General features: G+C 44.9%; 11 protein-coding genes. All 11 read right to left on the bottom strand.

What is annotated here, in order from left to right; all coding sequences use genetic code 11:
• Positions 1 to 14: 14 nt before the first annotated feature.
• Entirely contained in the window at positions 15 to 3,896 is a 3,882-nt protein-coding gene (locus ACZ5ZC_RS19205; protein WP_104974769.1) for a YhdP family protein, read from the bottom strand.
• 12 nt (positions 3,897 to 3,908) lie between these two features.
• Positions 3,909 to 5,378, bottom strand: a complete 1,470-nt coding sequence (rng, locus tag ACZ5ZC_RS19200; RefSeq protein ID WP_005381138.1) for a ribonuclease G — start codon at positions 5,376 to 5,378, stop codon at positions 3,909 to 3,911.
• A gap of 18 nt (positions 5,379 to 5,396) precedes the next feature.
• Entirely contained in the window at positions 5,397 to 5,966 is a 570-nt protein-coding gene (locus ACZ5ZC_RS19195) for a Maf family protein (protein ID WP_005381139.1), read from the bottom strand.
• Positions 5,967 to 5,970: 4 nt separating this feature from the next.
• Entirely contained in the window at positions 5,971 to 6,459 is a 489-nt protein-coding gene (gene mreD, locus ACZ5ZC_RS19190) for a rod shape-determining protein MreD (protein ID WP_012841380.1), read from the bottom strand.
• Complete coding sequence (gene mreC / locus ACZ5ZC_RS19185; protein WP_005396268.1) at positions 6,449 to 7,348, bottom strand: rod shape-determining protein MreC; 900 nt, start codon at positions 7,346 to 7,348, stop codon at positions 6,449 to 6,451. Before mreC ends, mreD begins: the two co-directional genes overlap by 11 nt.
• A gap of 150 nt (positions 7,349 to 7,498) precedes the next feature.
• Positions 7,499 to 8,542 (bottom strand): rod shape-determining protein, encoded by a 1,044-nt coding sequence (locus tag ACZ5ZC_RS19180; RefSeq protein WP_005381144.1) that lies wholly within the window; start codon positions 8,540 to 8,542, stop codon positions 7,499 to 7,501.
• 151 nt (positions 8,543 to 8,693) lie between these two features.
• Complete coding sequence (locus tag ACZ5ZC_RS19175; RefSeq protein ID WP_464932197.1) at positions 8,694 to 12,557, bottom strand: DUF6701 domain-containing protein; 3,864 nt, start codon at positions 12,555 to 12,557, stop codon at positions 8,694 to 8,696.
• Positions 12,558 to 12,780: 223 nt separating this feature from the next.
• A complete protein-coding gene (locus ACZ5ZC_RS19170) occupies positions 12,781 to 13,209 on the bottom strand; it encodes an MSHA biogenesis protein MshP (protein WP_145473461.1) in 429 nt (142 codons plus the stop codon).
• On the bottom strand, positions 13,199 to 13,960 hold the full coding sequence (locus ACZ5ZC_RS19165; protein WP_047009155.1) for a PilW family protein: 762 nt from the start codon (positions 13,958 to 13,960) through the stop codon (positions 13,199 to 13,201). Before ACZ5ZC_RS19165 ends, ACZ5ZC_RS19170 begins: the two co-directional genes overlap by 11 nt.
• A complete protein-coding gene (locus ACZ5ZC_RS19160) occupies positions 13,960 to 14,523 on the bottom strand; it encodes a type II secretion system protein (protein ID WP_170903450.1) in 564 nt (187 codons plus the stop codon). Before ACZ5ZC_RS19160 ends, ACZ5ZC_RS19165 begins: the two co-directional genes overlap by 1 nt.
• A complete protein-coding gene (locus ACZ5ZC_RS19155) occupies positions 14,520 to 14,981 on the bottom strand; it encodes a type II secretion system protein (protein ID WP_301948677.1) in 462 nt (153 codons plus the stop codon). Before ACZ5ZC_RS19155 ends, ACZ5ZC_RS19160 begins: the two co-directional genes overlap by 4 nt.
• Between the last annotated feature and the right edge of the window lie 11 nt (positions 14,982 to 14,992).

Here is a 14,992-nt window from a genome sequence, read left to right as displayed (position 1 = left end):
TTTTAGTCGGTGAGTTATTTGGCCTGTTCACGCAGCTTTTCTGGCAGTTTGTATTCACCTTTACTTCGAGAAATTTCTTTTACCGTTGGTGAATCTAGTGGGCCTTTCACTTCATAATTGACTTGAGTGAAGACCTCAACCACCGGAGAAATCACTGTTGAGATGGCTAAAACATACAACGCGGTTTGTGGCGCTACTGCAAACGCGGTCAGCATTGGTAGGCCTGATGTGATGTCTGGGGTGAACTTCACTTCCGCATCGACCATTCTGCTGTTCATATTGGCGATGCCGCGGATCTGCATTTCCCCTGCTAACGCATCCATCACGATATCGTTGGTGATAAATACGCCATCTTGGATTTTGCCCGTGCCTGTGATCGAGTTAAACGCCATGCCTTTGTCGAATACGTCGGTAAAGTCGAGCTGCATCTTACGGATGATAGAATCCAAACTGAACAGGCCTAACAAACGTGCCGCACCACTGACTTCACTGATCACGCCTTTACCAAATTCCGTTGAGACATTCCCTTGCAAGGTTTGTGTCTTCATCGACCAAGGCGCGCCGTCCCATTCCATATTGGCGTTGATCTCAAATGGTGCCTGCTGAATACCTGATGTGATACCAAAGCGCTCCATAAGGTCAGTGTTGTTATCACCTTTCATTTTCATGGTTAAGTTGGAATGGCTGCTCTCTTTTGTCAGATCCCACCAACCGCTCATATCAATACGGTTTTTGCCGCTGCTAAAGGTGATATTTTTCCACTCCAAACGGTTCTCGCGACGCTGCAAATCAACATTCACCTTCCCCACTTTGTAACCTTGCAACCAAAAATCATCGATGTTCAAAGTTAAGTTTGGCATCTCAGCGTGAAACTGGCGGTCAAAATTGGTAATCAAAGGCGCGTTTTGATCCTCACTAGCAAAGAGCGAACTGCGCTCTTTGGTCATCTCTTCAAACCCTGGAATATACAGGTGTAAGTGTTCCAAAGAGACCGATAAGTCATAAGGTTTCAGATAGTTAGCCTTACCTTTAACCTCTTGACTGTCCACATCGAGTTGCCAGCTCAAATTCTTTTTGCTTGCGGAGAAGTCCACATCATGAAACTCAATCCCACCAAGCTGCAAGTTTGGCGTTTCAACATCAATCCGTGTCGGCAATGGAATACTCGGCGTCTTCATGCTTGCCAAAACAGATGAGGATTGCTTACCTTCCGAGCCCTGAACCAGCTCTGCCCATTGGTCTAAATTAAGCTCACCGACACGCACTGATGCATCGTGTCCGACAATAGGGCTGATCCTGAAACCACCTTTGCCGACCATTAAATGAGTCGCCGTCAGAACAGGTACGTCGCCAGTTATATCTATCTCGGTTTGATACTTAGCATTTGGGATCTGTAGTCTTGCTGAAATACTTTCTTGGTTGCCGGATGCCTGCAGTTTTGCTTGCCCGGACTCGCCAACTTGTTTCGCTAGCGGATAGGGATATTGACTCGCTAAACGATTTAGCTGCGCCAATACATCAAGTTGATAGGTGAAGCCTACATCATTAAGTTGTAAGTCAATGTCCATTTGCCACGGCGCATGCCCAGAAACAAGCTTTAGCCAACGCTCGCCAACATAAGGTTTGAGAGGCTCAACGTCCCAATCCCCTAATGTGTTAATCGTCACATTGTAGCCCTGTTCCGCACTCTCACCACGAAAATCGAGGGAGATAGGCTGGGTAAGCAACTCTGCAGACAAACCCGATGTGGTGACCACATCATTATCGAAGTGGATACGCCCTGTGGCTTTCTCCAGCGTCATTGGCGGCGCTTCAATATCGACACGGTTTTCTGTTAAATCGGCATAACCCCAAGCACGGGACTCTTTTTCAAAATCAAACGGAATGTTGAGCTGGAACTCAGAGTAAACCGGACCACTCACTTGCAGCGCCGTCAACGCTGCCCCGACCGAGTCCACCAATGGCGTCGCCATCATGTAGTCACGAACTTCATTGCCCGGCGCGCTCGCTTTGGCTTCAATCTCAATGTGTCCACCTTCCGCCAACTCAGGAATTCGCCCGGTAATACGCTTTGCATGGACACCATTTAACGTGGCGGACTTTGAATCCAAATACATGGCATCATTTTCAAACAGCAAGTCCAGCTGCAGATCCGTGATGGTTGGCCACGCCGTATCAAAGCTAAATTTCGCGTCTTTTAAACCGACCCATGCCTGAAACATGCCATTATGATCTTTGTAAGGAAAATCCCCTAACTCGCCATACCACAGCAGCTTAGCCGTATTAACTTTACCACCTTGAATCGCAGTCGATAGGTAATCCGTTAAGTCTTGTCCAAGTGCCAGAGTCGGCAGGTAACGCCATGTTTCACCTGCGTTATAAAGATCCGCCTCAGCATAAAACGATAAAAATGGGCTTTGTTCTTTTGGAAAATCAAGACGGAATGCTCCTAGTACTTGAAGATCCGGTGTCGCGGCCGTCACTTTATCAGACCACAAGCGCCAGCCACTCTCATCTTGTTGCCAGATAATATCGACTTCACCTTGTTTGATATTCAGCGGAGCTTGAAATACATCACCGTACGGAAATACATCATCAATGACGGTTACTTTCGCTTTTGCCTGATCTAAATCACCAGATACACTGCCCTGTACATGATGGAATCCTGGTAGCAGTTCCCATTGCGTCATTGCAAGTTCATCCAGTTCCGCGGAGTAGCGTAACGTGTCTAAACCACCGTTCATGGACAAGCGAACATCTTCAACTCGGCCTTTCGGTGCCAATTTGTTGATAAGATCACTGGTCGATTCCGACTCTGGAGCCAATTTGATGAGCGGAATAAGTGCTTCGATATCGAGTTGAGAAAGGTTGAGCGTCCAACCATTCGGTTGCCAATCAAACGCTGCGTCTAGCTCCGGCCAAGGAGTGTTGTCGGTTCGGATCCGAAGTGAGTGACCGTTTACTTTCCAACCTTGTTTATCTGGTCGAAGATTGAAAATACCTGACTCGATAAACAGCTCATGACGACCGTTTTCATTCCACACCAGCTCAGAAGGCAACAGTTCAACATACGCATCATTCGGTTGGCTGTGTTTCAGCGTCAGCCAAGTGTTTAAGCTGACCTTACCCGACTCAGCACCCGACTCTTCTTGCATGTAAGTGGTTAACCAAGGCGTCACCGAGACATCTTGGGCACTTACGTAAAACTCACCAGACACATCACGTAGCGAACCATGATCTTTAAAGTTAGCGCTCACTAACAATGAATTCAGACGAACATCGGCAATGTTCACGGTGCCTTCGGCTAAGTGGTGCTTGCCTTGGTTGCTCCAACGGAGCTGCTCGATATCTAAACGGCGAGTCTCACCAGATACCGATTTATACCAAATCCGTGAGTCGGTAATGGTGAAGTCTTCAAACTGACGTAAAAGAAGTGAGTCGAGTTGGTCGATGAGCTTCACTTCGCTCTTATCCACACTCGGCTCCTGCTCTTGACGACTAGAGGTCGGCAGAATGTCTACGGTGTGAATATCCAGAGCGAGGTTATGAATGGTGAGGTCAGCAACCACCGGTTTGAGTTGCAAAAGAGATTGAATGAGATCGAATTCAATTTGGATTTCTTCAACGGCAAAGCGTGCATCCTGAATATTCGGCAGATTCGCTTCTAAACCGAGTAGCGCGATCGAGGGGTGATTATTGCGCCACGTCCCTGCGACGTTGGCGATAGAAAAGTCAAAACCTGTGTCCTGCTTGACCCAGGTTTTGATCTCATCTTGGAAGTGGTTAAGTTGTGGCAATGTGACGCGCAGTGTGGTTACTAATATGGCCAATAACACCAGTACAGTAACTAAACTCCACGCACAAAAACGCCCAAAACGGTTAACACCAGAATTCACAAATGTTCCAAATTACATCATTACGACGTCAAACTGTTCCTGAATGTACAGGGGCTCAGCCTGAACTCGCACTTGCTTGCCAATAAATACTTCGAGCTCAGCCAATGCATGAGACTCATCACCCAACAGCGCTTCAGCGACAAACGGCGATGCGTACACAACAAAATTATCGGCGTCGTAAGCACGGTTTACACGAGTAATCTCGCGTAATATCTCAAAGCACACGGTTTCAACCGTTTTCACACTGCCACGGCCCTCACAAGTAGGACAGCCAGAACACAAGATATGTTCAATACTTTCTCGTGTGCGCTTACGCGTCATCTCGACTAAGCCGAGCTGAGTAAAGCCGTTGATGTTGGTTTTTACTCGATCTTTAGCCAGTGCGGTTTCCAATGAGGTGAGCACTCGCTGACGGTGCTCTTCAGACGCCATATCGATAAAGTCGATAATGATGATGCCGCCGAGATTGCGCAAACGCAGCTGACGAGCAATAGCTTGCGTTGCCTCAATGTTGGTATTAAAGATGGTCTCTTCAAGATTACGACGACCAACAAATGCACCAGTGTTGATGTCGATAGTTGTCATGGCTTCAGTTTGATCGATGATCAAGTAGCCACCCGACTTTAGCTCAACCTTGCGCTCTAAAGAACGCTGAATTTCATTCTCGGTGTCGTACATGTCAAAGATTGGCTTGTCACCTTCGTAAAGCTCAAGCTTGTCTGTTAACTCAGGTACATACTCAGAAGTGAATTCTTTCAGGTTTTCATATTCGAGGCGGGAGTCGACCATGATTTTATCGAGCTCTGTGCCGACAAAATCACGCAGAATGCGCTGGGCTAAACCAAGTTCACCGTAAAGCGTTGAACGCGTTTTGTATTTTGAACGACGCTCCATGACTTTTAGCCACAAACGCTTTAGAAATGCAGCGTCTTGAGAAAGCTCTTTTTCATCTGCGCCTTCCGCTGCGGTACGAATGATAAAACCACCGTGCTCATCACAGTAATGATTCACCACTTTTTTCAGACGCTCGCGCTCTTTCTCACTCTCAATACGCTGCGAAACACCGACATGACTGGCCCCCGGCATAAAAACAAGATAACGCGAAGGTAAGGTGATATCCGTCGTTAAACGCGCACCTTTCGTACCGAGCGGATCTTTGACCACTTGTACAACAATGTCTTGCCCCTGACGTACCAGCTCAGAGATATCACGGACTTGAAACTGCTGTTTTTCGTTCTCTGCCACACATTCGGTATGCGGGACAATATCTGACGCATGTAAAAACGCCGCTTTATCTAAACCGATATCGACGAAAGCCGCTTGCATACCTGGCAGTACTCGGCTGACTTTGCCTTTGTATATATTGCCCACAATGCCGCGACGCGATTCGCGCTCGATATGTATTTCTTGTAGTACTCCACCTTCAATCATGGCCACACGAGTTTCACTCGGGGTCACGTTAAGCAGCAATTCTGCACTCATGTGCACACCTCAAAACAATTATAAAAATTCTTGAATTAGCTGATCGGTTTCGAACAAAGGTAAGCCTACTACAGCGTGATAACTGCCTTCGATTCGGGTGACAAATCGCCCTCCGAGTCCCTGAATACCATAACTTCCAGCTTTATCGCATGGCTCTCCTGACTGCCAATATTGTTCGATTTCTTCGTGAGTCAGTGGTTTGAACCACACGTCAGTGGTAACGACCACTGAATGTTGTTGTTCCGATGATACAACGCTCACCGCAGTCATCACTTGATGACGACGACCCGATAAGTCAGTAAGCATACGCTTTGAATCTTCAAAACTTTTTGGTTTTTCTAACACACGGTCATCGCATACTACGACCGTATCAGAGCCCAATACAACGGAATCAGGCTTAGCCAACGCTAAGCCTGCCTGAGCTTTTTCCAAAGAAAGACGCAACACGTAATCTCGTGCTTGCTCATGAGCCTGTTTGGCTTCCTCAATATCAGGCAATACGATCTCAAAATCATAACCCAGTTGAGCAAGCAGCTCTTTTCTTCTCGGAGAACCCGATGCGAGAACGAGAGATAAGCTTTTCTTCACCGCTTTACCTTACGTGCCATGCACGACGAACTCGTCGCATTAATAAAAACATCCATGGCCAAAGTATACAGTTTATTGCCGCCGTCCACAGAGATAATGGATTAAATACTACGTCCTGGTTCAAATATTCCCCACAGAATATCAAAACTTCCAATAACGCAGTAAAAAAGGCAATTAAAATCGACTGTTGCCACAATGCCATGTTACGAATCAACAGGAAATTCAACGCCACCAGATAGATGACAATCGACATCATCATGCCGCGAATTCCAAGCGTTGAGCCGATCAAGATATCCCATAATAAGCCCAGCACTAGCGCGGTTCCAACGTTCACTCGGTGCGGCAGTGCCAACACCCAATAACAAGTGACAAGAAACAACCATGATGGACGTAAAACATCCAACACACCTGGCCACGGAATGGTTTGCAATACCAGCGCAACGAAGAAACTGACACCAATCACCATTCGGCTGCTCACTACATTATTGGCCATCAGTTACCTCTTGTTCTTCTTGCTCTAGCCCTTCATCCACATTGGATCGCAGCACTTTGTGTTGACGATCTTCATTCGGCCAAATCAGCAGTAGGTAACGTAAACGATCAAACTCTACAACTGGCTCAGCCTTGATTGACGCAAACTCTTGGCGCGTATCGTGATCCACATTGGTAACCGTCGCGACTGGGTACCCTTCTGGGTAAATCCCACCTAGGCCGGATGTCACCAATAGATCGCCAACCTGAATATCAGTACTGGTTGGAATGTGCTCCAGTTGGATTTCATCCATTTCACCATTGCCCGACGCGATAACTCGAATATCGTTACGGATCACCTGGACAGGAATCGCATTTTTCGCATCCGTTAGCAACAGAACACGTGCGTTGTGCGCTGCGACAAACGTGACCTGACCAACAATGCCTTTTTCGTTGATCACTGGCTGTCCGACGTATACACCGTCTATTTGTCCTTTATCAATCACCACTTGATGACGATAAGGTGAGGTATCAACCGCCATCACTTCAGTTACGACTTTCTTTTCATCCCGGACAAATGAAGAGCCTAACAATTTGCGTAGACGTTGGTTTTCTTCTTTATATTGATCGAGCAAGATCAGCTCGCTTTTCAGGCGTAGCACTTCTCGCTTTAAGTTGCGATTGCCTTCAACTAATGCCTGACGAGTATTAAAACGTTCAAATACGCCATCGAACATGCTGCGAGGCAAATTGGCTGCGTATTGAATGGGCGCAACCATACTGTTCAATAAGTATCGGACGTTGGAAAACGTATCTAGACGACTATCAGCCAGCATTAAGCTCGCCGACACGATGACAGCAAAAAACAGACGTAATTGCAGAGACGGACCTCTGCCAAAAATCGGTTTCATCTTGTTTTTGACCTGATTGCTTCCATGATTATTGAGCCTTACTTGGCAACCTAAAAATACTTAAATAAATACTTTTAGGTATGGAGCATGTTTGAATTACAGAGAGAGCAGAAATGAAGGTGAAGCCCGACATGAGCTTCACCTAAACCTTTATTCTTCAGAGAACAGATCGCCACCGTGCATGTCGATCATTTCTAGTGCTTTACCGCCACCACGCGCAACACACGTTAGTGGGTCTTCCGCGATAACCACAGGGATACCGGTTTCTTCCATTAATAGACGATCGAGATCTTTCAGTAGCGCGCCACCACCAGTCAGAACCATGCCGTTTTCAGAAATGTCTGAAGCAAGCTCTGGTGGACACTGCTCTAGTGCAACCATGACTGCCGAGACGATGCCAGATAGCGGCTCTTGAAGCGCTTCAAGGATCTCGTTTGAGTTCAGGCTAAAGCTGCGTGGCACACCCTCTGCAAGGTTGCGACCGCGAACTTCAATCTCTTGAACTTCATCGCCAGGGTAAGCAGAACCGATTTCGTGTTTGATCTTTTCAGCCGTGGCTTCACCAATCAAGCTGCCGTAGTTACGACGTACGTAGTTAATTACCGCTTCATCAAAGCGGTCACCACCGATACGTACAGACGATGAGTAAACCACACCGTTTAGAGAGATAACAGCAACTTCAGTTGTACCACCACCGATATCAACCACCATTGAACCTGTCGGCTCAGATACGCGCAGGCCAGCACCGATTGCTGCCGCCATTGGCTCGTCGATTAGGTAAACTTCACGCGCGCCAGCACCGAGAGCTGATTCACGAATTGCGCGACGCTCAACTTGGGTAGAACCACAAGGAACACAAACAAGAACACGTGGGCTTGGCTTTAGGATGCTGTTGTCATGCACTTGTTTGATAAAGTGCTGAAGCATTTTTTCGGTTACGTAGAAATCAGCGATTACGCCGTCTTTCATTGGGCGGATAGCGGAAATGTTGCCAGGTGTACGACCAAGCATCTGTTTTGCTGCGTGACCGACTGCAGCAACGCTTTTTGCAGAACCTACACGATCTTGACGAATAGCAACTACAGAAGGTTCATCAAGGACAATTCCTTGCCCTTTTACGTAAATTAGAGTGTTGGCTGTACCTAAATCGATAGATAGATCGTTAGAAAACATGCCACGAAGTTTCTTAAACATACTCTTCGCTCATCCTGCAAAAATATAGAAGACAAAAATTGCTCTAAATGTACCAATGCCTCGCTGTCACAGCAAGGTATTGGTACACAAACATGAGCAGAAAGCCTCAATTTCTTGCAGTTTCCTAACTTAAGGGCAAAAACCTAAGTTGTTACTGTCCGGTTAACCCAGGCTCACCACGGTAAATCACACGGTCATTACCACGGTGAATACCGAAGGTGACGACGGTGGATGGGTTTTCTTCTCCCGCTTTGTCATTATCCCAGTTGTACTTGAGCCAAGGTAAACCATTTTTTGAATCATCAAGGTCTAACCAAACGCGCGTTTGCTGACGGTATGGCTCAGCTTGAGTTGCAGTAACAGAGCGAGAAGTACCTGAGGAAACGGTCCCACCGTCTCCTAACGTGACTGCTTTTGGAGCAGCACTAGCACCTGTTGGCCAAATGTGCGTTTCAGCAGCTGTAACACCTTTAACCTCGGTTTGACTATCGTTCGGGTTAGCAATGAAACGGCTGCCATTCCAGTATTCAACTCGAAGTGGTACTCTCAACGTCGAACCCTGGTTGCCACCAACATCATCTAGGTCTATACGACCAAAGCGGATGTCAGGTTGAGTAGGCAATAACCCCTCACTACCATCGATAGATACTGGATCCTTATTATCATCCGCAGGTTTGATTGATATCGCCGTATCTTTCGCGTTCTCGTTAAAGTTGAGCGGACCATCTGGGTAACTTGAGCCAGAACCTTTTAATAGCTCTAACCCATCCGTCGTTGAACCAGTAAACTTACCTAGACTTCTTGAAGTGACATAAGCAGCACCATTATTCACCCAAGTTCCCGTATAGGTTTTGTTCAAAATAAAACGAGATTGATAAGAGCTAGTATCTTTCAAACCAAACTTTGCTTGTAAGCCACTAGAGAAGAAGGCGTAGTTTGTTAAAGCGCCTTTATCCGCATTTAATGCCTCAACATAAAACTCCTCGACGCCAAAGCCTTGTCCCATATAAGCAAAGTTTTCTTTATGTGGGTAAGCCCATTGATTTCCTTTCGCGTCATCAACTCGGAAATACTTAGGGTAGAAACGACCAATATTTTCTTCTGCTGGCGTAATGGTGAAAGCTTTACTGCCGAGATACGTTTCAGGTGGTGTAATCTTAAAATCAAAAGCACCAACTTCGGATACAGTTTGCGTCACTGACCCCGTACCATTAGTTAGATTGATATGATCGTATGTGGTCGTCCCTAAAGTGCCAGGAATCGCACTATCAAACTGCGGGTAAGATACTTTATGACTAATCGTTAAACCTGATTGCTGATAGTTTTGTGCTGGCTTCTTATTACCACCAAATTGGTAGGCAGTTACTTTCATCGTAAACGGCTCTCCAGCGGCAACAAAACTCTTATCACATGAATCGGATGCCCCACAAAGACCACCATCAACCGTCAACTGAAGATAAGCAGGAAAACTAACAAAGCTATTTTGACCTAATGAATCCTTCTCACCTTTGATTTTCGCCTTCAGCGCAACTTTACCTGCTTCGGGGTATCTCAAGTTAAAGTAAGCCTTGCCTTCGCTGTCAAAGTAAACATCGTCAATTTCCATACTCTCTGTGTTGTCGATAGCAACCTCTTCACTAAACTTGCCATCTTCCTTTAGAAAAGAAACGTATGTTTCAACTTGCACTGCATTTTTCTCAGGTTCAACACGTTCTACTGAAAGAATCACATTGCGATGTTGACCAACTCCATCTTGCTGACTAGGTGCACTACAAAACTCAAGGTAAGGTCTATTTTCAATTCCATATAAAGGGGTTCCATCAGTAAAAAATGGTTTGCCCGCTACCTTATCTGGAATATTTACGCCCAACGCGGCAGAGTTAAACAAGATATTACAGTTTTGCTCAGATAGCGGACCACCAGCGATACGACACTTAGCGCCTTCAAATCCGAACTGTGGAACTGAACTACTCGCAATGCCAAGTTTTGCAGAGCCAGATTGATAAGCCTGCAATTTTAACGAAATAGAGTCAGAGAATGTGGCACTATCTCCTTCCTCCCACTTAACCAAAGAGGAAGATTGAGGCAACAACGATACCGTGACGGGCTCAATACTCGCCCCAGGATTACTAGACAACACTGATGCTGGATATGTTTTCGAGCAAGAGTCATTCATACACGCTCGAAGCGTTACTTCCGATGCCTGACAAATACTGCCAGTTCCAGCATAGTCAAACTCGAAGTGGTGAATGCCTTCCGTTATTTTTTGATACTTATCAGCACAAACTTGGAAGTTATCCATTTCGTGTATATTGGTAATGTCACCGGTCGAGGCGGTAATTGACACACGGAAGTTTTCTGGAGGAGTGGTTTGCCCAAAACCTCTCATGACATCAAATTTCGAGATCAATGTTGTCCAAGAATTCGCGCTACCGATCTTACGCTGAATCGTAATGTAGACTTTACCTTGTTGTTTAGAATCAATGATAACTTTATATCTATGGTTTTGATTGCTACGTCCATCTAAGTCACCAACATTGTGATTACCTTTGATATAGCGATAGCCTCCCATCCAATGCCCTGAGTCATTCTTAATCCCAGAGCCACGAATCGCGACTGTATTTGGCTTAAACCCTGGTCGGTAATTACTATCCTCAAAACTACCTTCTCTTGAGTAGTTGCCGTATTCATCGATACCAAACCCAAGCCAACCACCAGCAAAGCCTTGTATGTTAGGTTTCACGCCATAGCCAAGTGGACCACCAAATGCCCCAGTTTGTGGCGGAACATTTGCGTCAGATAAAACCAATGCTACACCATCAGCCCCAGAGCCGGAGTGTGCATAATGGTCAAATTCCACTTCAAGGTAGTTATCTTTCGAAGGGAATAGATAGTTGTATGCCGATGCAGTTGCTTGATTTCTTTGAGACGAGTTTAAAACGAATCGACCACCAGACGGTTTAGGTTTGATGCTTTGCCCAAAGCCAATAACAGACCAGTTACTAATATCATTAGCGTTGAAGTCTTCCATTGGAAGTAAATTACATTGTGTTGGCTCTGGGGTCATATCGGGACAAACAGACTGAATAACATCGATAGGACAAGTGCCATCTGTATCGGATGGAGTACAGCTTGGATCATTCACGCCGCAGTAGATTTTTTCATTATCAAAGTCATATGAATGACCAACAACAGAACCACACACACTTGAGTTCTTTACTGTTGCCTTATGACTTGCTTGGATAGCGTTTTTGTAGGCGTAAATGCCCCTATTTTTATTTTCTTTGGAGTTCTCGAGTTTAACTTCTGAACCTATGGAGGTAACTTGACCACATACTAGGGATTTTTTAATTTCAACTTTGTGTAAAGCTGTCAAATTTCCGTAAACGGAGTTACCGTCCCCCGCCTCTTCAAGCTTTATTTCTTCACCGAGGCTTTGGATGTCTCCAACAACTGTCGTTCCTTTCAACACCACTTCGTGTGATGCTTCGATGTCACCGTAAATTTGATTATTCGAGTTTTCTGTTTTTACGGAACCACCTTTACTTTTTACATCCCCACGAACTACAGTCTGCTTCAATATAACATCGCCATGAGCTACCACATCACCGTCAATGGTGTTGTTATTCCTCTCCGTTTTTATTTGCCCTCCAGCACTGGTAACGTCACCTTTGACAGTAACTTTGGAGAGTACGATATCCCTCGCCCCCCAAATATCACTTTCAATAACATTCCCTGTACCTTTAATCTCTATGCCATCCGTAAGACTTGTAACATTTCCTGCCACTTCTGCACTTTCAAGATACACATTACCGTGAGACGAATAGATGAAACCATTTATGTCGATATTATTTTTTAGTTCAACACTTCCATGGGCTTCAATATTGCCGAAGAGTTGAACTTGATTTCGGCCTTTCACATTACTGGTTTTAGCAAGAATATTAATAGGGCGAATAGAGCTGCCAATTACATTTTTTCCTTTAAATTCAACATCACCATAAACTAGAATATTCATTGGCCGATCGGAAGAAATTGACTGCCATTTATGTAGGTATAACCCGTTCGGGCAAACATAATCATTGTAACTATGATAATAACCACCACACAGGTTCCCTCTCGATTTCATCGCTCCCTTACTAATTGACCAATATGGTGCCATATCAAAAGTTTCAGCAGAAAAGCTCTTGAGAGAAAACAAACAAAAAAATAAAGCAGCAATTATTTTTCTTTTCATTATTTTAATCCTTAATCCAAATCTCTTGTCTGCGTTCAACCAAGCTCAATCCAGAACCACACTGGACTGCAGCTTCGATACGATAAAATGTTTGGCTATCTAACTTTTTATCTCCCCCGTCACACACAAGCGAAACTAATCGGCAGCTTCCGTAATCAATGCTCTCTGAGCTTGGCGCTTTACCATTGACTTTATTACTGCAATTACTTCCCACATCTGGGTTTTCATTGTTAAGTGGGTATATTTCAGTGAGTGCCCACTCTGTTGAAGATTGAGCGTAAAACCATGCTTGTGTCCCTAAAAACTCACGAGTCATTGAGTTTTGATTAGACCAGTTAGTCTTTGTGAGCGTTGCACCTAGATATCCCATCATAATAATCACGAACAAGCATACAATGAGTACATTTCCACTGTTTTTCTGTTTATGGGACATTTAACACCTGCACATCTTGTTGGTAGGTACTCACTTCACCATTTTGTTCAAAAGCAAATTTGAGATAAACAATCCCACCAATCTGTAAACTCACATTCGTGTAGTTAAATTGACTTTCATCTGCCACGATATTTTCAACAACAGTGCCATTGCGAGTTAAGCGATTAGTATGAGCCCCGGCTTTGACAATGCAGTATTCAACTTTGGTTGCTAACTGATATAGATAAATACGATGAGCGATCGAGTCACTAGGTAAAGGCGTCGTTAAGCTATAACGATAAAAGTCGGCATTACCATTGCCATCATTACCATTTAAAGAAAGGTCACTATTAATTAAGTGATTACTCACAGCGCCTGATATCAAATCGTCATAGCGTGTAGGGTTAATGACAAAGCGTATCTCCTCGGAAGCTTTTAATGTATTTCCTGGAACATTTTCCCCAGTGATAAAAAGCAGATCGTTGCTGGTTGGTTCTTGAAAGTAATAACCGGAATTTAAAGTTGGAACAAACGACAGGCAGGATTCGTCAACCGTGTTTGTCATTGCAAAACTATTGGGAACGGCGTGTCTAATTTCACGCGCCATTTTTTCTAGCACAAATTGAGCTTGGGTCTGAATTCTTTGTCTTGAACTCGCATCAACATACCCTTTCATCCCAACTTGAACATAACCTGCAATCCCCAGCATGATGATGCTACCAATAACAATGGTCAGCACGAGCTCTATGAGAGTGAAGCCTCTTTGACTCATTAATAATTACCTCTGTAACCAACCAATGAAATCGCTAACGCGGAACCAGCAAATATATCTAGTTTCACTTGCTTCATTTTAGGAACACTTCCTTCGAGCTCTGTCGTTTCTACCGCAACCTCTACGCGAAAATTGATATAACTACTGTCTGCACTATTACCTACAACATCTGAGAGTTGGTATTTTTCGCCACCTGAGGGGCAACGGTTCTGAGTATTTTTGGTGTACCAACAACCAATATAATCATCAACATCATTAAAAGCAGAGGGCGAAGTCTCTCCATCCCTTCCAAGAGCAGAGCAAGCATCTGCACCGCTTTCACCACAGCGGAGCATGCCACCGTTATCATCATAATAATGGTCAAAATTACGGGCTAAAATTTGCGACATCATACTATGCCCTAAAGCGATGGCTCGACTTTGATAATGAGAGGTGGAAGCATCTTTAATTTGTGGTATCAAGGCTGTCGAAAACATCACCATTGCGACTCCCATCAAGACGATCGCGATTATCATCTCGATTAGCGTCATTCCTCTGAGCGTTTTTTTGCCTTTCATAGTCATGAACAGCCACCTTTACTCACGTAGCCTTGTTCATTGATTGTGACCGTACAAGTTTGAGAGCTATTGTTTTCACTAATAGAAATAGTGACCGAAGAAGGGGTCGGATTTCCTAGAAGATCAAATTGAACCTCTTGGACAGAAGAAAAAGTAACACTGCTGTCTTCGACCCAGTCACTGCGACCACTCGCCTTAGACAAACAAGAAGCTTTCGAGCCGATACAGTTGGAAGTGATGGATAAAATAAAATCGTTGTTTCCTACCGCACTACTGACGTTAGATTGCATTCGATTCACCTGAACTTGGCGAACAACTGAAATGACTTGATCTTGAATTGCGACGGCAGAAATACCAGCGCGTATAAATCGACTGGATGCATAAAGCGATAATATAGAGAGGATGACGATTACCATGATCAGCTCAATGAGAGTAAAACCTGATATCGTTGAGCGCGACTTCATACTGAGGAACC

Source organism: Vibrio sp. JCM 18905 (assembly GCF_055393305.1).
Note: the sequence above shows the minus strand (reverse complement) of the source record. Positions and strands in the feature narration are given on the sequence as shown.

Coding starts and splice junctions, on each gene's coding strand:
- ACZ5ZC_RS19175 (WP_464932197.1), bottom strand. CDS start 12,557: ATGAATATTCTAGTTTATGGTGATGTTGAATTTAAAGGAAAAAATGTA.
- mreC (WP_005396268.1), bottom strand. CDS start 7,348: ATGAAACCGATTTTTGGCAGAGGTCCGTCTCTGCAATTACGTCTGTTT.
- ACZ5ZC_RS19180 (WP_005381144.1), bottom strand. CDS start 8,542: ATGTTTAAGAAACTTCGTGGCATGTTTTCTAACGATCTATCTATCGAT.
- mreD (WP_012841380.1), bottom strand. CDS start 6,459: ATGGCCAATAATGTAGTGAGCAGCCGAATGGTGATTGGTGTCAGTTTC.
- ACZ5ZC_RS19155 (WP_301948677.1), bottom strand. CDS start 14,981: ATGAAGTCGCGCTCAACGATATCAGGTTTTACTCTCATTGAGCTGATC.
- ACZ5ZC_RS19165 (WP_047009155.1), bottom strand. CDS start 13,960: ATGAGTCAAAGAGGCTTCACTCTCATAGAGCTCGTGCTGACCATTGTT.
- ACZ5ZC_RS19160 (WP_170903450.1), bottom strand. CDS start 14,523: ATGACTATGAAAGGCAAAAAAACGCTCAGAGGAATGACGCTAATCGAG.
- ACZ5ZC_RS19170 (WP_145473461.1), bottom strand. CDS start 13,209: ATGTCCCATAAACAGAAAAACAGTGGAAATGTACTCATTGTATGCTTG.
- rng (WP_005381138.1), bottom strand. CDS start 5,378: ATGAGTGCAGAATTGCTGCTTAACGTGACCCCGAGTGAAACTCGTGTG.